The sequence below is a fragment of the Fulvivirga sediminis genome (assembly GCF_016757215.1).
Taxonomy (GTDB): domain Bacteria; phylum Bacteroidota; class Bacteroidia; order Cytophagales; family Cyclobacteriaceae; genus Fulvivirga; species Fulvivirga sediminis.
This window is the reverse complement of record NZ_JAESIY010000003.1, coordinates 465,418-486,315: the sequence shown is the minus strand read 5'-3', so window position 1 is coordinate 486,315 and position 20,898 is coordinate 465,418. Positions and strand designations below refer to the sequence as shown.

The 20,898-nt window shown below is 37.2% G+C and carries 13 protein-coding genes and 1 CRISPR repeat array; of the genes, 3 read left to right on the top strand and 10 right to left on the bottom strand.

All coding sequences use genetic code 11. The features are described 5' to 3' along the window. Window positions 1–881: 881 nt before the first annotated feature. From JL102_RS07700 to JL102_RS07670, 7 genes are all read right to left on the bottom strand, one after another. Window positions 882–1,973: a CRISPR-associated protein Cas7 gene (locus JL102_RS07700; protein WP_237390484.1), complete on the bottom strand. Its 1,092-nt coding sequence runs from the start codon at window positions 1,971–1,973 to the stop codon at window positions 882–884. Continuing rightward, window positions 1,957–3,273: a hypothetical protein gene (locus JL102_RS07695; RefSeq protein ID WP_202243706.1), complete on the bottom strand. Its 1,317-nt coding sequence runs from the start codon at window positions 3,271–3,273 to the stop codon at window positions 1,957–1,959. The genes JL102_RS07700 and JL102_RS07695 overlap by 17 nt, the downstream gene beginning before the upstream one ends. Further along, window positions 3,270–5,393 carry a CRISPR-associated helicase Cas3' gene (cas3, locus tag JL102_RS07690; protein ID WP_202243705.1) on the bottom strand — a complete coding sequence of 708 codons (2,124 nt, stop codon included), beginning with the start codon at window positions 5,391–5,393 and terminating at the stop codon, window positions 3,270–3,272. The genes JL102_RS07695 and cas3 overlap by 4 nt, the downstream gene beginning before the upstream one ends. Then, complete coding sequence (locus tag JL102_RS07685) at window positions 5,390–5,977, bottom strand: hypothetical protein (RefSeq protein WP_202243701.1); 588 nt, start codon at window positions 5,975–5,977, stop codon at window positions 5,390–5,392. Before JL102_RS07685 ends, cas3 begins: the two co-directional genes overlap by 4 nt. Window positions 5,978–5,983: 6 nt before the next feature. After that, a complete protein-coding gene (gene cas6 / locus JL102_RS07680; RefSeq protein WP_202243700.1) occupies window positions 5,984–6,772 on the bottom strand; it encodes a CRISPR-associated endoribonuclease Cas6 in 789 nt (262 codons plus the stop codon). 188 nt (window positions 6,773–6,960) lie between these two features. Beyond that, a CRISPR array of direct repeats spans window positions 6,961–10,616; the repeat unit is 30 nt; unit sequence ATTTCAATTCCTCATAGGTGCGATTAGAAG. Window positions 10,617–11,025: 409 nt separating this feature from the next. After that, window positions 11,026–13,338, bottom strand: a complete 2,313-nt coding sequence (locus JL102_RS07675) for a PAS domain-containing protein (protein ID WP_202243699.1) — start codon at window positions 13,336–13,338, stop codon at window positions 11,026–11,028. 236 nt (window positions 13,339–13,574) lie between these two features. Continuing rightward, window positions 13,575–16,382: a hybrid sensor histidine kinase/response regulator gene (locus JL102_RS07670; RefSeq protein ID WP_202243695.1), complete on the bottom strand. Its 2,808-nt coding sequence runs from the start codon at window positions 16,380–16,382 to the stop codon at window positions 13,575–13,577. Between the two features lie 303 nt (window positions 16,383–16,685). Here JL102_RS07670 and JL102_RS07665 point away from each other — a divergent pair, with 303 nt between their 5' ends. From JL102_RS07665 to JL102_RS07655, 3 genes are all read left to right on the top strand, one after another. Continuing rightward, the gene (locus JL102_RS07665) at window positions 16,686–17,030 is read left to right on the top strand and encodes a hypothetical protein (protein ID WP_202243694.1); all 345 of its coding nucleotides are present in this window, start codon (window positions 16,686–16,688) and stop codon (window positions 17,028–17,030) included. A gap of 144 nt (window positions 17,031–17,174) precedes the next feature. Next, a complete protein-coding gene (locus JL102_RS07660; RefSeq protein WP_202243693.1) occupies window positions 17,175–17,753 on the top strand; it encodes an outer membrane beta-barrel protein in 579 nt (192 codons plus the stop codon). 96 nt (window positions 17,754–17,849) lie between these two features. Further along, window positions 17,850–18,749: a YihY/virulence factor BrkB family protein gene (locus tag JL102_RS07655; RefSeq protein WP_202243692.1), complete on the top strand. Its 900-nt coding sequence runs from the start codon at window positions 17,850–17,852 to the stop codon at window positions 18,747–18,749. A gap of 103 nt (window positions 18,750–18,852) precedes the next feature. Here the strand turns inward: JL102_RS07655 and JL102_RS07650 are convergent, their stop codons facing one another. The 3 genes from JL102_RS07650 to JL102_RS07640 form a co-directional block, all read right to left on the bottom strand. Next, window positions 18,853–19,245, bottom strand: a complete 393-nt coding sequence (locus JL102_RS07650) for a DUF2721 domain-containing protein (protein WP_202243691.1) — start codon at window positions 19,243–19,245, stop codon at window positions 18,853–18,855. Window positions 19,246–19,258: 13 nt separating this feature from the next. Then, complete coding sequence (bshB1, locus tag JL102_RS07645; RefSeq protein WP_202243775.1) at window positions 19,259–19,978, bottom strand: bacillithiol biosynthesis deacetylase BshB1; 720 nt, start codon at window positions 19,976–19,978, stop codon at window positions 19,259–19,261. 74 nt (window positions 19,979–20,052) lie between these two features. Beyond that, the gene (locus JL102_RS07640) at window positions 20,053–20,853 is read right to left on the bottom strand and encodes a M48 family metallopeptidase (protein WP_202243690.1); all 801 of its coding nucleotides are present in this window, start codon (window positions 20,851–20,853) and stop codon (window positions 20,053–20,055) included. Window positions 20,854–20,898 lie beyond the last annotated feature (45 nt).

Here is a 20,898-nt window from a genome sequence, read left to right as displayed (position 1 = left end):
ACCCGTCATTTCTGAATCATGAAGCGCAGCGGAAAGATATCAGGAATCTCACTGCTCGGCCAGCAGTACCTGAGTATTGAGCTCCCGGCTCTTCACCCTGTTTCGGGCGGGATGACGGTTTTCTAAAAACCTCCTCTCTATATTTTAAACAAAGGCAATTGTCATCTCGACGGCAGGAGAGATTTATGCACGTAAGTATCATAAGCTCTTCAAAACACGGTGAGCCCGTTAATAATCCGTTTATTTTCCATAGCCTTGTTCCCTTCCTTTTTTGCAGTCGATCAAAAAAGTAACAAAAAAATCTCTCTTGCTGTCAGGTCTTCCGATCACTCAATCATTTCATAGCCATGACCTGCCACTAAGGACTTGAGAAAAGCCTATTTTTCAATCAAATTACACCGCACGACGCCACGGCAAGATGAATAGGCTCCGGCTCTTCACCCTGTTTCGGGCGGGATGACGGTTTTCTAAAGACCTCCTCTCTATAATTTTAAAAAAAGGCAATTGTCATCTCGACGGCAGGAGAGATCTATGCACCTAAGTATCATAAGCTCTTCAAACCACGTTGAGACCGCTAATAATCCGTTTGCTTTCCATAACCTTGTTCCCTTCCTTTTTTGCAGTCGATCAAAAAAGTAAAAAAAAATCTCTCTTGCTGTCAGGTCTTCCGATCACTCAATCATTTCATAGTCATGACCTACCACTAAGGACTTGAGAAAAACCTGCTTTTCAATCCCCTTTCATCTCACGACGGTACAGCAAGATGAACCCACTGACGAGTCAAACTAAACGGTGTCGAAGGATAAAGAACCAATACTTATTGAATGCTTCAGTAAAATGATTTAAGTAAGCTCACTTCCAAGACTCTACCAATCATGATTTTAAACCTTTGAAAGTTGATTTTCATAGTCATATGAACTCATTAAACCTATAAGCTTTTGCTCGGCCTGCTGCAATGCATCAGCTGTTTCTCCTTTAGTATGAATGTAACCTCCGGCTTGCAAGGTTATAAAAGTATCTATATCTGCCAGGCTTTCATCAATAATTGGGTCAGCCCTTCTTGAATCTTCTTCTGATAATTTAGCCCTTATGCTACTTGCAATGAGATTAGCATTATCTCCTATAGCAACAGCCAATGTATCCATCAAACTGAATGTTCTCGACTGATTGGATGTAATTCGCCAATTTATAATTGCATGGGCTAGCCCTGCAATCCATTGTTCCCGAATCTCTTTTGGGGCAACAAGACATGGACCGAATACATTTTCTGATTCTATCCAGCCCTCGCTTTTGAGTTTTTCAATAGTTGATTCAGACATTTCAGGCTCAAAGGAGTTTGTACTTACAGCAAACAACCTCCTAAGATCAATGGCAATATCAAACACGAATAGGCCTGTAGCTCTTGAATTATTAGGTATCCACTTTCTACTTAGGCTTCTATCTTTTCCTTCTAAAAAGGATACAATCTCATCTTCGGTCAGTTCTTTACCGTCTTCATCTCTTACAATCACCTTATTGTTAGGTCGATCACTTCTATCAAATGAAGCATTTTCAGAATCCATCCCAGCAAGCAAGGGATGCAATGCTCGCATAGCAGATATTGACAAAGGACTTCTTCTTTTTAATGTTCTATCTTTACCTCCTTTTGCAGCCTTCATCCACCCTCCAAATAACTGATCTGCGTAGGTTGGATCACATGTACCATAAACCTCTCCTTCTTTTAATTCCTTTTGTTTTGTTACATCAAATAAAAATGTTGTTGGAGATGGAGTTTGATTTATGGCTTCACACATTGAGTCAATTAAAGATCTTTTAACTTGTTGACCACTAGAATATGGGATTCTTCTCCGGCTAAATTGATTATCGTAGTAATATTTTTGACCATCTGAAACATTGAATACTGTATGTTCCGCTCTTTTTAGGGTTCTTATATAAATCGTATGCATTTTATTTATTTTAAGATTGTCTTTCAAGAAATGTATAATCAAATTTTACTAGTGTACAGAAGTAGGTATATTCTTCATTAGTCATAAGATGTACTTCATCTTTCAATTCTTTAATTGTTAATAAATCTGCACCTTCCAAGTCCTTGATCATCTTACAAAGACTTTCAATAAATCCTCTTTTACCTGCTGAGGCAAATAGTTCTTTTTCTATTAATGTCTTCCGATCCAGCTTAGAACCAGCTGCTCTATACCGTTTGATGACAGCTGCCAACTCCATAGTATAATCTGTAATTTCTTCTTTGTTTCGAGATAGCATAGCTTTTAACCAGGTTTTATATGCGTAATAAGTAATTAAATCTTCTTCTTTTTTAAGTGATAGCGACTTCCCTTCATGCATGTATTTTTCAAGTTGTTGAGGCCTGAGGGCCAGCAAGCCAATACTCCCCAGCTCACAAGCACGTTTTATGTGCATGCCAAATAAGTTTTCAAAATCAGACTGATCTATGGATTGGTCTCCAAAGAGTTTATGATAAACATCCTTGATTTTTCTTCCTGACTTGAACTGAAACGGGATGAAGCCTATGGTTTTATTCGTTTGCCCAAACCCATAGACATGGCTCATCATTTCAGAATCAGGATAATGATTGGATAGGCTGAAAAATAACCGAGACCATGGCACCGTGCTCATCTCCACAGTGTTGGCATCCAACTTAAAAAAACCTTCTTGGGACAGAATATTGAAGTCAAAGTCTTCCTTGTATTTCGTAGGATTCATGGTATAGGCCAGCCATTGACCATTCCAACTGTTGATCTGATTTCCGCGAAGCTTTACCAATGTCGGATCATTTAAAAACTGTCGATAGCTCCTCCATCCTTCATATGTTTTGAGAACAATATCTACATTATCAAATAATATTGTAAAACCTCCAGCTACTCCTATACCTAATCCGCTACCGATCCATGATAAGTAAACTTCATCTTTATCCACTGGAATATCTAAATCAGAAACTAATCCCGAAGTACTGGCATATTCTTTAACCTCTGATGCGGGATAACCCAAGGCAAAACTGGCATCTGGAGTCATTTGCAATATTTTTTCCTCCAAAGCCTCTAGTTTCTCCACTCTCTCAGAATCAGTAAGCAAATGAGGCTTTTGGCCTTTTTTCATCTGAACAAAAGGTGAATTAGTTACCCACTGCATATACTTCTCATGATTATAAAACAGTTCCCAATATTCCTTTTCGAAAAATTCCTTTGGGCTATAATCCTTAGTATATTTGGCATTGAAAGCATCCAAAAACGTCCTTCCTATAACTGATGTGATCATAACATTTGTAAGTTTACATCGTAGTTTGATGATGAAATTTTCTTCACGTACAACCCTTCTTCCGGACTATAGGCCAAATCAGGTATAATGTAAGGCTTATTACCTTTCTGACATTGGCGCAGCTTACTCACATACCAATATCTCACAGGAATCTCCATATTCATACGTTCCTTATAACTCGCAGTAAAGTAAGCATCCTCATCACTTTCTGTAATACAGGTTACTGAGTCAATCTCTAACAAGTCAAAGAGTACAGATTTACTTCGATGAGTCAATTGATCAATGGACATAGTTCCATCCACCTTAAAGACTGCATGAGTTTCAATATCTAAAAAATCTATTTCAGGAAATACCTCGTCTATTTTTTGCTGCAATGAGTTTTCGGCAAGTAACTGACCGTCAGGCAATACTTCATAGGTTCGTTTTAAAACATCAAGATCATAGGGCTTAGCTTGCTTTTCATCATCTGGAGGTGCCACTACATAAATCGGTTTATACAGACCAATCGTTTGTTTGTTCCGTTTACGGTTGACCCGTCCAAAGCGCTGCACCAAAGCATCTATTGGTGCACATTCTGTAATCATCAGGTCAAAACTGATATCAAGACTGACCTCTACTATTTGTGTAGCCACAACTATACAAGGTTCATTTCCTGCATTAAATTCCTCAATAAGTCGTTTTTCCTTCTTATTCCTGTCTCCTCGCTTAAACCTGCTATGCAATAATAGCTTCTTAACCTCTCCATAGTTTTCCTCAAGCTGTTCATACGTCTGTTGCGCATGCTCTACCCTGTTACAGACAATCAGCACTTTCTCCCCTCTCTGTAATGCTTCCTTAACAACTGGTATTCCATAGTCCATTGATGATAGTTTGTTCACTACGTGCCTATTAAACAGTGTAAGTTCTGACTCTGACAGCTTAACCTCCAATACATCTTCTCCTAAGAAATGCTTCACTTTTTGATAAAGAACCGTAGGCATGGTAGCTGTACCAATATGAATTCTACATCCAATTGTTTTCAGAATATGAACCAGTTTTAATACTATGGCCTGTGAAACTCCCGTGTATGTATGGATTTCATCTAGTATAATATCACACCCTCTCAGATCAAGAATTATAGCTTCATAACCTTTCATTCCAAAGGCAATGGCTGCCAATTGATGTGGAGTAAGTATTTTGATAGCAGAGCCAAATAATGGCTGCAATACGTTTTCTTCATCTCCTTTTTTATTAGGCACTATGCGTGAAGATGCATGCAGCACCCGGATATCAAGATGAGCATTACTATGCGACAGTTCATTGGATACACGCTGATACATGGCATTTATAGAAGCCTGAAATGGCAAAGTATAATACACACGACCATGAGTACGATTGAACAAATAATCTGTTTTGCCCGCACCAGTACAAGCCACTACAAGTGTGTGTTTCTGAGGTAGATCTGTAGACTTAAAACTGAGCGGATATAAAGGATGCTGCCTCTGATAATAAGTAAGATTTGGAACCTTAAAAACTCGCTGCAAATGGTCTTCTGTTTCACTTATCAGTGCAGAGGCAAAATGATCTGCTCCCATAAGCAACCCTCGCCACGCTGAAAAACCTTTGTTTTTCGAAAGCATTTCACAATAAATAACTGCTTTTTCCAAGTTCTGTCTAGCAGTGATTTCATCAAAAGATTGACAGGATAATCCCAGATCATTGAGCAAATCAAATGTTGCAGGACTCCACTCTTTCCATTTACCTATATGTCTATCTTCATAGTCAAAGCCGTCATCCAAATCAAGTAATCCTTTCAGCCTCACATCATTAATAATAGACTTATGATGAGCGGCTACCATTTCTATTAAAGCTGAATGATCTTCTTCAGGAAAGGCAGAAAGAAATAACAGCGAAGCTATTTCATGTCTAAATACCAGACCACTATTATCTTGCCCTCTTAATCGCTTTTGAAATCGTGGATGAGCTTTACCTATATCATGCAATATCCCACCATTATATGCCAATCGCTCATTCATACCTAGATGTTGAGCAAATACCACTGCCGCTTGAGCCACATGTTTTAGATGATCACCAAGAGGAGTCCATTCAGGGCCTGATTTTGCAAATAATTTTTCTTTCATGACATTCCCACTGGTTGTCCCACTATTTTTATCCACCCATACATGGGCTCTAGCGTAACCCGATGATAACCGACCAAAAATGAATTTTTGCTTTTCTCAAAAATTAATTCGTAACCTGGAAATTGCTCTTCATCGTCTTCAAACTGATCCTTTGAGGCCTTTATTATTTGCCCATCAGGAAAAAGTATATCTTCATTTCTACAAAGACATATATGTTGAGCTGCAGCCCTTTCTGCGTTATCTTTTGACTCAAAAGCTAAGTAAAGAATAGGGTTATTAAACACACCTCTATTTATTATGGCCTTTGGGCGGTCAAATAAGTATTGCTTTCCCTTTTTTGTATTATTCCACCCTCTTGTTTGAATTACTTCTTGTTGCAAAGAAAGTTGAGTGTAGGATAATCTATGTCCCTTTATTTGGTGAATCCCCTGTTTATTTAATAACTCGGGAAATAGTTTCTTTTCAATTCCCTCTACAATGGATGGAGTTAAAAATTGCTGACTAAATGTTTCACCATCTCTTACCGCTGTCCATGGCTTTATAAAGCTGAACGGACCTGAATATTTCACAATGTAATAGTTCATTTAACTTTAGTTTCTAGCTTCACAAAACCCAAAACCCAGGCTGTTCTTTTCGCCAAAGCCGGCATCATAAGCCATTTGGTGAATTTTTGGAGGAGCCGTAAACTCAAAATCATAGACATAGCCTATTATTTGTGTTTCTTGTGGCGTGCCTTCCTTAATGGTTACTCCCTTTTTTCTGGGTGCTGATTGTAGCTTCCATTGCATGGCTATGAAATCATCTACTTCTGCAGATACTTCATCTACTAACTGCGGAACGGCTATTTTATACTTTTGCAGCATGTGGTTGATGAAGCACATTTCATAACGGCCGTCTTCTGGAGATAAATATTGAGCATATCGGTCAGTGACTTCTTTTTTGGAGATGACTAATGGCGTTTGCGCTCTATAATTCATGGTGGTTTGGAAATGAGGACGTGCCAGCAGCTGCACCTCTTCTACTTTAAAAGTTGCGCTACTCTTTTTATCTCCCAATACCAGGCGCTGTTTATAAAACAAGCCCAGAATGAATTTCTGCATAGCGTCTGGCAATAAAAAACCTACTGTAAGGTGCAAGTAATCGGTATCAAATATGATCCTATCTCCTTTCACCTGATAGGGCAATCCTGTCAGATTAGAAAAATGGAAAAATTTAAAGGCTTTCCCTCTATCTCTGTAACCATCATCATGTAAAAATTGGCTAAACTCAGCATCAGCCTTTTGCAAAACACTATAAATCCAGCTGTGTACCACATATTGATAATTGATGGGCAGCTGGCAATTATCACTTTCCGATTTTAATGTTATCCTCAGTCTCATATCAATCTTATTTAATAATATTCATTAAGTTAATAATATTAATAGTATTGATTTACCTAACAAATACATTATTTATCCATAGATAACATTAAAGAATGGCAAAGAATAAAAAGATTTGCGAAGGACCAGAATTACTTTCCGAAAGCGTAGAATTTCTTTGTGAAAGCATTTTGGGTATTGAATTATTACAGCTAATTCCTCATAGGTGCGATTAGAAGGATAGTACACATACTGAGGTCATATTATCAAACAGATTTCAATTCCTCATAGGTGCGATTAGAAGTAATTTTATTATTGTACCGAGCTGCATTATTTTTATTTCAATTCCTCATAGGTGCGATTAGAAGCAATTTGGTATTTTATAGAAATACCCTACCCGTTTAATTTCAATTCCTCATAGGTGCGATTAGAAGTTTCAGCTTTATAGCTATTTACTTGGTTAATGATCATTTCAATTCCTCATAGGTGCGATTAGAAGAAAACTTTAAATATGGCGCAAGGTAAGAAATCATTTGATTTCAATTCCTCATAGGTGCGATTAGAAGACAAGAACTTCCAAGCTTAACCCCGCAACATCCAAAGATTTCAATTCCTCATAGGTGCGATTAGAAGTCTATTTGGGGCTTTCTAAGAATTAATGAAAGGGTTATATTTCAATTCCTCATAGGTGCGATTAGAAGTTCAAGACATGACCAAAAAAAGAGCTTTTAGCTTTCAATTTCAATTCCTCATAGGTGCGATTAGAAGTTCAAGACATGACCAAAAAAGAGCTTTTAGCTTTCAATTTCAATTCCTCATAGGTGCGATTAGAAGGCACACTGCAAGAATACTTCGTTACGAGAAGGAATTAATTTCAATTCCTCATAGGTGCGATTAGAAGATTAAACTGCATAGAAAATCAAGACTTGAATAGGGAATTTCAATTCCTCATAGGTGCGATTAGAAGGCACACTGCAAGAATACTTCGTTACGAGAAGGAATTAATTTCAATTCCTCATAGGTGCGATTAGAAGACTTTATGCTATTGTTCCAGTTAACGCTGATGGTCAATTTCAATTCCTCATAGGTGCGATTAGAAGTCAGATAACGCATTAGGAGTCATAGCAATAATATCAAATTTCAATTCCTCATAGGTGCGATTAGAAGTAGCCTCTAAAGGAACCATGGTAAAACTTTACTGGAATTTCAATTCCTCATAGGTGCGATTAGAAGGAAACTATCACCAGGCAACACTTCGTTGCACATGATATTTCAATTCCTCATAGGTGCGATTAGAAGTTCGCACTACTGGAAAAACAAAGATGAGGATTTAACCATTTCAATTCCTCATAGGTGCGATTAGAAGATAACAGGTCAAGACAATTCTTTTTATTCAGAATTTTTATTTCAATTCCTCATAGGTGCGATTAGAAGGGAAATGAGTCTATCACCTGGCACCACCTAGGCAAATTTCAATTCCTCATAGGTGCGATTAGAAGTTTAAACCATAAATCCCTACTAATGAGCTTATTAGTATTTCAATTCCTCATAGGTGCGATTAGAGGCCTTAGAAATATTCAATACCGCACCTGATGAACAAATTTCAATTCCTCATAGGTGCGATTAGAAGTTATATTTCGCTTATAGATCAGGTGCTGCAACTACATTTCAATTCCTCATAGGTGCGATTAGAAGATTTACAATCAAAAATGATACCTTTCGAATCTTTTGATTTCAATTCCTCATAGGTGCGATTAGAAGCAGAAAATTACACAAGAGCAACTATCCGTCAAGGTATATTTCAATTCCTCATAGGTGCGATTAGAAGCAGAAAATTACACAAGAGCAACTATCCGTCAAGGTATATTTCAATTCCTCATAGGTGCGATTAGAAGTAGAATATAGCAATGAATTAGCTGTACATGCTTAATTTCAATTCCTCATAGGTGCGATTAGAAGGGCGGTTATCTTAGTGTAATCAAATAACCTAAAAGGATTTCAATTCCTCATAGGTGCGATTAGAAGATAAATAATCCCCGATTTAATGAACTTATGTTAAATATTTCAATTCCTCATAGGTGCGATTAGAAGTTTAAAAAAAGTATTAACTAAAATTGCTCAATTATATTTCAATTCCTCATAGGTGCGATTAGAAGTTTAAAAAAAGTATTAACTAAAATTGCTCAAGTAAATTTCAATTCCTCATAGGTGCGATTAGAAGTAATAGAGCTATCAGGGCTAATATATCCAGCTGGATTTCAATTCCTCATAGGTGCGATTAGAAGAAAAAAGGCATTGCCTCAGAGGTAAGGGACTCCTATTTCAATTCCTCATAGGTGCGATTAGAAGAGAGAATAAGCAACAAAATATAATAGTAGATGTCACATTTCAATTCCTCATAGGTGCGATTAGAAGACTAACAGTGAAGGGAAGGAGCTGCTTGATAGTTTTATTTCAATTCCTCATAGGTGCGATTAGAAGACTAACAGTGAAGGGAAGGAGCTGCTTGATAGTTTTATTTCAATTCCTCATAGGTGCGATTAGAAGAATAATATCCCTTACAATGCAATAGAAGCACATTTGAATTTCAATTCCTCATAGGTGCGATTAGAAGTAGGGTGTTTTTGTGGGGCATTTATGACGGTCATTTTATTTCAATTCCTCATAGGTGCGATTAGAAGTCTTCAAATTCTGAAAAAGATATGCTTTGATCTCTATTTCAATTCCTCATAGGTGCGATTAGAAGACTTCAGTCTCAGAGTTCTAGAATAGATCATAAAAGTATTTCAATTCCTCATAGGTGCGATTAGAAGACTTCAGTCTCAGAGTTCTAGAATAGATCATAAAAGTATTTCAATTCCTCATAGGTGCGATTAGAAGAAGAATGGCCTTTTTCTTAATCGTCTTCGGAGCTAAATTTCAATTCCTCATAGGTGCGATTAGAAGGGTAATGAACACGGTTTTGGAATGTTCTTTAAGTTATTTCAATTCCTCATAGGTGCGATTAGAAGCAGAGGTAAGCAACTAAGACTTGCTAGAAAAGTTAGATTTCAATTCCTCATAGGTGCGATTAGAAGTTATTGATTTGTGCAAGGCTTTCGTTTCGGTCTTTAGTATTTCAATTCCTCATAGGTGCGATTAGAAGTGCTTAATGATTTCAACATAAGACTTCCATCTATCTATTTCAATTCCTCATAGGTGCGATTAGAAGTTGATTTGTTCCTCCCCCTATTCTAATGATAGATATTTCAATTCCTCATAGGTGCGATTAGAAGTTCTGAATAAAAAGATTTTTCTGAATCAGTGTAGTATATTTCAATTCCTCATAGGTGCGATTAGAAGAGCCCTCGCGCGTACAAAACCCCTGAATATCAACATTTCAATTCCTCATAGGTGCGATTAGAAGATCTAAAGAAGGTTGGAACGTTATTGCTGCTGCAAATTTCAATTCCTCATAGGTGCGATTAGAAGATCTAAAGAAGGTTGGAACGTTATTGCTGCTGCAAATTTCAATTCCTCATAGGTGCGATTAGAAGTAAAGTTGATGATTATGAGTTGAAGTTTTCAGATAAATTTCAATTCCTCATAGGTGCGATTAGAAGTTTAAGGATTTCCTCGTCCCTTTCTTTTTTTCCAAATTTCAATTCCTCATAGGTGCGATTAGAAGCAGGAATCACTCAGAGATGAATTTGAATCAGGTTCATTTCAATTCCTCATAGGTGCGATTAGAAGTACACGCAACTGGCACCTAGATTCATCAGGAAAAGCATTTCAATTCCTCATAGGTGCGATTAGAAGCCGATAAGAGATGAAGGCAAAAATGAACTGCAACTCAATTTCAATTCCTCATAGGTGCGATTAGAAGCCGGTGTACTTCAAAGTGAAAATCACCTTATTTTCCTCATTTTCCAAGATTTCAAATAACTTTTTGAACTATAAAAATCGTCGACCTATGATCATATGATTTCCCCTGGACATCGACGATCTTATAACTAACTGACATTGAACAGGTTAAAAAATAAAGTCCATAAAAAGGAAGTCTCTTATTAGAAATAGCTCCTCTCCGACGACATTTTTTCAAATATTACGGTATGAATATACGTAAAACTATTTTTCCAATCAAAGCTACTGTCTTCTCCTCTTAACATAAAAAAGTCTCGAAAATAATGACCTTCATCATCTTTCCGAGACTCTAAAACAACTCTATTAAACTAAAAATCTACTATAAATTACGTTTTATTCATGGTGCAGGGCTTATAAAGTCTGCTTTTAGTCTATTGCTCAGATTTCAACGCTTCCAATTCCTTCTGCGTTTCTAAAAGCAATTTTTCCATCTTTCGTTTTTCTGTCTCCACTTTGGTAATATCTCTACTGAACACAGCCGCTCCTATCACTTGACCTTCAGCATCTGTAAGTGAATGATAGTTAGTGAGGTAGTAAACTGTTTTTCCCTCTATAACATATTCATCAACTATACTGGTGCCTTCACCGTTAAAGGCCCGGTCATAGTTTTTTCTATATACTTTTTTAGCTTCATCTCCCAGTAAGTCAAAAACACTCATGCCCGCCTTTATTTCTATACCTTCTTTTTTGAAGTTATCAGCTAACTTTTTATTAAAATTAATGACCTTACAATTTCTATCAACAGTAGAGATGGCATCATCAGTAGAGTTCATAATACTATGAATCAGCTGTTCTTTATCACGAGCCTCTTGCATAGCCTCTTGCATATTCTCCTGGGTAGCAGATAACTCTTCCAGGTTCTGCCTTAGCTCCTCTTCTTGAGCTTTCATAGTTTCGGCCTGTTCTTGTGTTTCCTTCAATAGTTCCTGTTGCCTAATCCTATTATTTTCCATCTCGGTAATGTCTTTTGCAAATACCGATGTGGCCACTATTTCTCCCATCTGATTTTTAATAGGACTATATATTACACTAAAATGGACATCTTCGCCTTTTAAGGTTTTAACCATCTTAGCCTCTACTACCTCTCCTTCTAAGCTTTGGCGCATTAAAGAGAAATGTGCCTCTCTTTCTTTTTCATTAAATGAAGAGGCTATTAGTACGCCTTTACCTATGGGTTCATTACCCTCCCAAATAGAGGCAAAGGATTTATTATAGTTTACAAGCCTAAAATCATTATCTACAGTAAAAATAATATCTGAAGTAGAGTCCATTACATCAGACATAAATTGCTCATTATCCTGAACCTGCTTCAGTACACGTTGTACTTCTTCCTGGGTGGCTGATAGCTCTTCCAGGTTCTGGCGCATCTCTTCCTCCTGAGATTTCATTGCTTCTGCCTGTTCCTGTGTTTCCTCAAGCAGCTTCTTTGTGGTTTCATTAGTCATCATGTTAGAAACCATAGAGGCTATCACTTCAGAGATGCGTTCTACAAACTCTATCTGATAAGGCTCAAATTCATTAAAAGAGGCTATTTCTATAACACCATAGTTAAACTCATTCAGTTTAAGGGGGGTTATGAGTATACTCTTTGGCAATGCTTTACCTAGGCCTGAAGTTACATTTACATAATTCTCTGGCACTTCTTTAAGATGAATGAGCTGACCTTCTTGCCAGCTTTGTCCTGCCAGTCCTTCGCCCTTAGCTATTTTTCTTTGCAGGTATTTCTTTCTTCCGTAAGCATACATCGCCAACATATTCATATGACTATCCTCTTCTATATCTTCTGCTATGAAAAGGCAGCCCTGGTTAGCATTTAAATACTTTATAATGTATGAAATCAGTTCATTAGCCATTAGCTCTAGGTCATCATGTACACGTAGCATTTCATTGACTTCTGCCACCCCTACATTTATCCATGATCTCTTTTCATCTTCTTCTTTGTTATTTTTGAACTGATCTTTCAGTTCTGTCAAAGAAGTAGACAAATAGTCATCTCCGGTATCTACCTTTTCCATATCGTCAAACTTGCCGAGAGAGATAGAATGGATGTATTCACTAAATTTCTGAATCCTGTTTTTATCTATACTTTTCAGCTCTTCTACCTCAGCAGTTTTCTCCTTGCTGCTTTTTAGGTATTTCCAGGTAAGCATGGCTAGCACTATAGTGCATAAAAAGAAAATTGAAAATAAGACTACCAAACCTAAGTCATAAGCAAACGATCTTTCTTCTAAACGGCTCTTAACTTTTTCTGATATTTGATTGAGAATAAGTGCTTCTTCATGGTATAACTCTTCAAGTTCACTTAAGACAGCAGGACTGCTCTCCCCTAATTGAAGAGCTTGAGAAACCATCTGACTCATGGCTTTACCTTGTGACATTAAATAAGTCCAATTAGGATCTTCAATTTCAAGAAAGTCATGCCCTTCTGTGGGGGTAATCTGCTGCAAAAGCTCTATGGCTTCTGCCATATTTCCTGCTACTTTCTTTTTTGAAGTGATGTCGCCTCCAAGCGCTATTATCGCTGTGGCACTCTTTTCTTGAATTTGCTCTACAGTTCCTAAAAATTCTGCAGCTTTAACAGTATAAGACTTTTGCCAACTGTTAAGAATTACTAAGCCTACTATAAATGATATAGAAATTAAGCTCAGAAAAATGATTGTTAAGTAATTTTTCCTATTAAGCATCTAAAAAAATAATAAGATATTAAAAAATATAGGTAAGGTGATCTATTATTTAGATAAGAAAACGCGAAGCTACTAATAAATTAGGTTACGTCATATAGACACAATATTATTTATCACCAAGCATCTCAATTCTATTATAAAAAATATGGTGTCACAGTGTAAGAGAACAAGGAGAATAAAAATCTTCAACCCACTCAGGCCGAATTACTCATTGTAAAGCCAAAATTAGATAAATATTATGCAATGCTATTGAGAATAGCTATCATATTATAGCTGTGATCGAGAATTTCCTGATGTAGTGCCCTTGCCTTTACAAATTCATCTTCAAGGGCACTCAATTCCACAAGCTTATCTTGTAGCTCCTTCTGCTCGAAAACAGCATTCAGGCTCTTTATTTTATGAATAGCATCATTCAAAGACTCAAGGTCAGACTTCTCAATCGTACATCTAAACGTGTTGACAAACTCCATATAATTCTTCTTGCATCTTTTTGCAAAATCACGCTCGAAGGCCTTGTCACCATTGCCATATGAATGTATAATATTTTTCACTTTTTCATCTGCACCTGCAACCAGCTGGTCAGGCTCCAACCTCACTACCCTACCGGAGTACTTGTGAAGGGTTTCATACAATCGGCTAGGTTTAAATGGTTTACTGAGATAGTCTGTCATGCCAGCGCCATACACCTTCTCCTGTACTTCCGAAAACACATCAGCTGTAAGAGCTATAATGGGCACATTCTTATAATAATCACCCTTCATTTTTCTAATGAGCATAGAGGCTTTATACCCATCCATACGGGGCATCCTCAAATCCATTAAGATCATATCGTAGGTCTGAGATTCTATCATCACCAGTGCTTCTTCACCATTGTTAGCCATATCTGCACCTACATTGGCCTTTTCAAGAAATTTACTTATCAGTATTTGATTAGCCGTATTATCCTCTACTACCAGTACTTTTATATCTTGAGCCTGAATGTACTCCACCCCTACTTGGTAATTCACTTTATCAGGTAGGACATTCCCTTCTTCCAGTAAAATACAAAAGTAAAACTCTGAGCCCTCACCTTCCTCACTACACACTGCTATTTCACTTCCCATCATGTGTAACAACTTTCTGGTAATGTACAGCCCTAGTCCTGTACCTCCATAAGATTTGGAAATATCTTCATTAGCCTGCTCAAACGATTTGAAAATCTTTTCGTGTTTATCTTTAGAAATGCCTATACCTTTATCTTTAACTGAAACCCTGATATTATATTGTTCTTCTTTTTTCTCTATCAGTTCAAGAGAGATTTTCACCTCTGCTTGATGTGTAAATTTAATGGCATTACCTACCAAGTTATACATTATCTGGCTCATGCGGGTGGCATCTCCTATAAAGTACTTCGGCAGTTTAGGGTCATAATCTACCTTCAGATCAACCAGATTTTCCTGCGCCTTGTATATTAACGAATCCTTTATATTCTTAATTAGCATCTCCAGCCCGAAAGCTTTTCTTTCCAGGATAATTTTACCTGCTTCTATTTTATTGATATCTAATATATCATTGACCAGACTAAGCAAATTATCACCAGAAAACTTGAGCAGTTTCAGATGATCAAGCTGGTCAGGCCTTGGGTTTTCTGATATTAATAAGTGAGAAAGTCCATTGATAGCATTTAGAGGAGTTCTTATCTCATGACTCATAGTTGCTAAAAATTGAGCTTTAGCCTTAGATGCTCTTTCTGCACTATCCTTGGCCCTTTTAAGCTCGATATTTCTATGCTTCTCTTGAGTGATATCTTCGGTAAACACCATTATGCCCCCTATTTCATCTTCACTGATATACCAGGGCCTAATCTCCCACTTCAGCCACATGCTTTTTCCATCAACGATCTCCTCAATAAACTCCCCTTCATTAGATTCAATGTGACCCAAAAGACATTTACGATGAATCTCTTTCCAATATTGCAAATCCATATTGGTGAAAGTATCATAAATGGTTTTACCCATTACGTCAGCTTCTGTGAGCAAATAGTCACTAAGCCATTTTTTACTGGCGGCTATGTATTCTATATCCTTATTAAACATAGCTATAGCGGCAGGTGAATAATCGATAAAGGCTTTGAGCTGATTCTCTGTAACTTTTCTCTCATGAATATTCAGTACCCGCCCTATAAGCAATTGCACCTTTCCCTTTTTATCTCTTTTAATATTCCCTGCTACCTCAAACCACTTATATCCATGGCTTTTAGTTTTTAGCCTTAGTTCTAATATGGTTACCTTCTTCTGGCCACCACTGCGGTATATGAGCTTTTTTATTTTCCCTCTATCTGCCGGGTGTACCTTTTTAAATAAATTACGGATAGAACCTTCCATATCGCCAGGTTTATGGCCCAGCATCCTGTAAAGCTCATCAGACCACGCCTCTATTTGCTCCACCACGCTCTTCTCAAATAGACCTACATTAACAGCATGAGTAAGAAAACGTAATTTCTCTACCTTAAACTCAGCATCATTTTTTGCTTTTCTCAAACTACCTTGGGTGGCAGTTAACTCTAACAAGGCATCTTCCAAATGAAGTTTACTGGTTCTTAATTTAAACAAGTTCATGGTTTGTCTGCCTAAAATTTTCAGCGCACGTGTTTGTTCATCGTTAAGTTGATTAGAATCTCTATCAAGAACACAGAGTGTTCCCATAGGATTTCCATTAGAAGAAAGCAGGGTAACTCCGGCATAAAACTTAGTGCCCCTTTCGGGATCTGTTACATAAGGATTATCCTTAAATCGACAGTCTTCACTGGCATCAGGCACTATAAAAACTCCCTCTTTATCCTTTAAAGTATAATGGCAAAAGGCAAAAGAGGCCGGAATAGACGTTACATCTCTCGTTTCAGACTCCAATATATAAAGGTTATCATGTTCTATCAGTGTAATGAAAGCTAGCGAAGTGCCACAAATTTGTTTTGCTAAAGAAGTAATGGCTTCAACATCCTCCTGTGGCAATCCTTGTAATATCTTTCTTGATTGAACCGTTTCAATGCCTTGAATATGCTCCATTACCACGTGTTAAAAATTAATAATAATTGGCTTGTTGTCAGGATGTAGGTTTTTGGAGATTAATTCAATGAAAGTTACATGTTGTAACCGAATTTTTCAATTCATTTTATTAAATAATTCCAATATTTAAATTAACAATTACAGTTAAATCCATTTAGCATTTGTTATTCACCGATTATTTTTTTAACTATTTATTTTAAAAAAAATATTACATATGAAACTTAGTAGCAAAATGTTAAAATATTCAGTTACCAATCCATAATTAAATAGATATATATTATCACTAAATTTATTAAGGAAATTATGGAAACAAGCCTATCACCGGAAAAACAACAAACTGTAGATCAGATATACATGTATGCAGCAGATTTGCTTGTGAACCAAAAGCTTGGCTCCGTGGAAGTGAAAAACCGGCTTACTGAAAGAGGATTAAGTGCAGAAATAGCTAATATAGTTGTAAATAATATGCAACAACAAATTGCTGAGGTAAAGAAAAGTAAAGCTAAGAAAGACATGATTTATGGAGCAGTATGGATGGTTGGTGGATTAGTACTTACTATTGCTAATATTGGTTTCATCTTTTGGGGAGCTGTTTTATTTGGAGCAATACAATTTATACAGGGAGCGGTAAAAGCGACCCGCAATTAACCTATCCTCTACCATTAAAGCCAGCATAATTTTCTATCATAGCCCTTCCTTATCTATTAAGCACTTACATTAATAATATTTCTAGCCCATAACGTTAGTTCGCTAAACAATTGACTGGCTTTCTTCATTTTATATATGATGAAAATGTCAATAGTTATATATACAATCATGTGCGTTTTATGCTGGCAGACAGCCAGAGCACAAATGGTTAATAAGAAACGAGGCTTTGTGGGCATAAATATAGGGCCATCTATGCCCTTAAATAATTATGACTTTATTACCAAAACCGGAACACGAGCCAACGTAGATGTGGGATATTATTTCGGTAAATATATAGGGGTTAATATTTCGGCCTTTGCTTCTACTAATACGATGGAGAATACGGATATGAACCGCTGGTCTTATGGTGGCATAATGGCTGGCCCATTATTATCTTATAACCTAAGTAAAATTATTTCCTTTGATTTAAGGCCTATGGTCGGTTATAGCATAACCATGCTACCCATCCATTCTAACTTTTATTTTCAGTACGAGGATAAAGTAGAAAAAGGTCATTCTATCGTTTATAATGCAGGAGCTTCTGTTAAATATGCGCTAGGATCAAGATTGCAGATACCTCTTAATGTCGATTATATGTATACGAACCCTCAGTTTGATAAATACAATATCAATAAAGAGGTAGAGAGCATCTCAATTACTACTGGTTTTTACTACAGATTTTAAAATGTAATCAAACGTAGATGTTTCTTGGGTCTTACTATTAAACGTTTACCTTTGCGCTTTGAAAGCCCTAAAATTAGAATGTGGCATTAGTTCTTTATGAAGATTATCACCAATTGGCTAAAGCTTTTTCTCAGTGCTTTTAAATGCCTGAGACACAATCAACCCTTATTACTAGGGTCATCTACAGCATTTTTCACTGTTTTTTCCCTACCTCCTATCATAATTATTCTGGTGGGTATACTTAGTTTATACTTCAAACAAGAGACCCTATCAGAGCAATTATTCAATGAAATACAGAAATACTTTGGCTCAGGCACCTCAAAACAAATTAATAATATAGTTCAAAACTTTCGTAACCAGGCTAGTAGCACCTGGATTGCGATAGGCGGCAGCTTATTTCTGGTTTTTGTTTCTACCACTTTATTTCATGTGATAAGGCAAGCCCTAAACCGCATTTGGAATATAAGGATTAAAACCAGCAAAAAACTGAAATATAACCTTACACAACGCCTCATTTCCTTTGTGCTCATTTTGGTGAGTGGTATTTTATTTTTCGGATCGTTAGTGGCAGATGCTTCGGTGGCCGTACTTAAAGATTATCTCGACCAACTTATACCTGGGGTAGACTCATTTATAGTAATGACCGTAAGTTACCTGCTATCCTTACTTTCCGTCACGCTGTGGTTTGCCATATTATTCAAGTACCTACCTGACGCTAAAATTCACGGCAAAACGGCCATCATTGGAGGGGCCTTCACTGCCATATTATTTAACCTGGGAAAATACATCCTCACACAATTTCTGGTTACTGATAATATCAACAATATATTCGGAACCTCTGCCTCAGTGATGGTACTCTTTCTGTTCATCTTCTACTGCTCTATGATCATGTATTATGGAGCTGCTTTCACCAAGGTCTACGCCGAAGAAATGGGAGATGGTATACAACCTAAAAAGAATGCTGAACTGTACGAAATTACCCCGATAGAAAGTTAACTCAAGTAAATTTTATCTGTTTAGACTCAAAAAAGACGCTTTTATCAGGGAAAAGAAAAGATTTACCTTTTTAATGAAGTCATAAAAAAGCACGAATAAATGATTATTCGTGCTCCATATCGCTTAGCTCAAGATGTAAGGCTTTGGTACTTATTACCAGCTCTTGTAATGACATAGCAAGTGAAATCAGAAGAGCGATTATACTAACTCCAAATACATATTCGCCCCAGGTGTTATGCTCCTGAAAGAGAAGAAACATGCTAAGTACGCATAGAAAAAAACTAAATACGCCTGTAATCTGCATGTTCTTTATAAGTCTGAGTCTGCTTTTCAGGCTCTTGATCTGACCTAAAGTTGTAGGCTTAGGTGCTTCTTTTTGCCTCACATTCAGACTTCTGATAAGCGAAGCTATAGCTAAAAACCGGTTAGTATAAGCCAACAAAAGCAAAGAAATTGCTGGAAATAAAAGGGCCGGTGTAGTTAAAGTAATAGACATATTTCACCTCCTATTATAAAAGGTCATGCAAATCTTTCACGCCTATGTATCTGTTTATAGTAAAACCTTCGGCAAACTTACCTCCTATACCTTGCCCCAGATCTTTAGCTCTTCCTTCTATCACCTGCATAAATTCAGGCGAAGAAATGTAAGTCTCTGGTTCGTCACTATCAGGGTCATAAAACTGAGATTTAAAAGCTCGTATGGCTTCCATTTTCTTTTCCCAGTAATTACTTACATCCACCACAAAATCAGGCTTAATGTATAAACTTTGAATGTAATGATATACTGACTTTGGCCTCCAAGGCTCTAAAGTATTCCCTTCTTCATCCGTAAGCTCTATCTTAGTTAGTCCTGCTAAAAAATAGGCTTCTGTTACCAGTTTAGCGGCCTTACCATGATCTGGGTGCCTGTCATGTACTGCATTTGCGAGTATAATGTTAGGTCTATATTTTCTTATAGCCCTGGCTACCTCCAGCTGATGTTCTTTATCATTAACAAAAAAGGCATCTTCAAAGCCCAGGTTATCTCTTACCGCCAGACCTAATATTTTAGCTGATTCTCTGGCTTCAACTTCTCTAATTTCAGCAGATCCTCGGGTTCCCATTTCGCCACGTGTAAAATCCACCACTCCTACGGCATATCCTTGATCTATATGAGCTGCTAATGTGCCGGCACAACTCAGCTCAGTATCATCAGGATGCGCCGCAAAAGCTAACACATCCAATTTTATGTTCTGCATAGTTATCTTATTTCATCCTGCCTGCAAAACTATGAAAATTATAGTTAAACAGGAGGAACAACCTCTTACTTCGCTCCCTTATAATATTTAAGTGCTTCTGGTAATTCTTTTTTCAAGTCGGCTATTCGCGTATCTGGGTGAGGGTGAGTAGAAAGAAACTCTGGTTGTCGGGCACCACCACTGTTGGCCTCCATGCGCTCCCAAAACTTAGGGGCTTCACTAGGATTATAGCCAGCCATAGCCATAAATATCAAGCCAATATGATCAGCCTCAGATTCATGAGTACGTGAAAATTTTAGCATACCTAGCTGGGTACCAATACCTACAGATTGGTATAGCAACTGCTGAGTAAGAGAAGGATCCTGTCCAAAAGCAGTGCTTAATGAGCTCAAACCAAAATTAGCAATGAGAGATTCACTCATTCTTTCCCTACCATGATTAGCCACAGCATGCGCTACCTCATGCCCCATAACCACAGCTACACCAGTTTCATCTTGGCAAATAGGCATTATCCCAGAATAAAAAGCCACCTTACCCCCAGGCATACACCAGGCATTTACCTGATCTGAGTCTATTACGTTAAACTCCCATGAATACCCTTTAAGGTTATCAGACATGCCATTTTGCCTCATATACTCTTCTACGGCCACCTGAATCTTCTTGCCTACCGTTTTTACCATATCAACATATTTCTGATTATTAGAAAGTTTACTCTCCTTCAATACCTGCTGATATTCATCATAACTCATAGGTAATATTTCTGAATTAGAAACCAGATTTAACTGAGACCTGCCTGTAACAGGAACACTGGCACAACTGTACAAAAACAGCCCAATTACGAATAGAAATAATATCTTTTTTATCATAATTTAATTTTTTCAATAGTTCAAATCTTCTCAACTTTAGGCCTA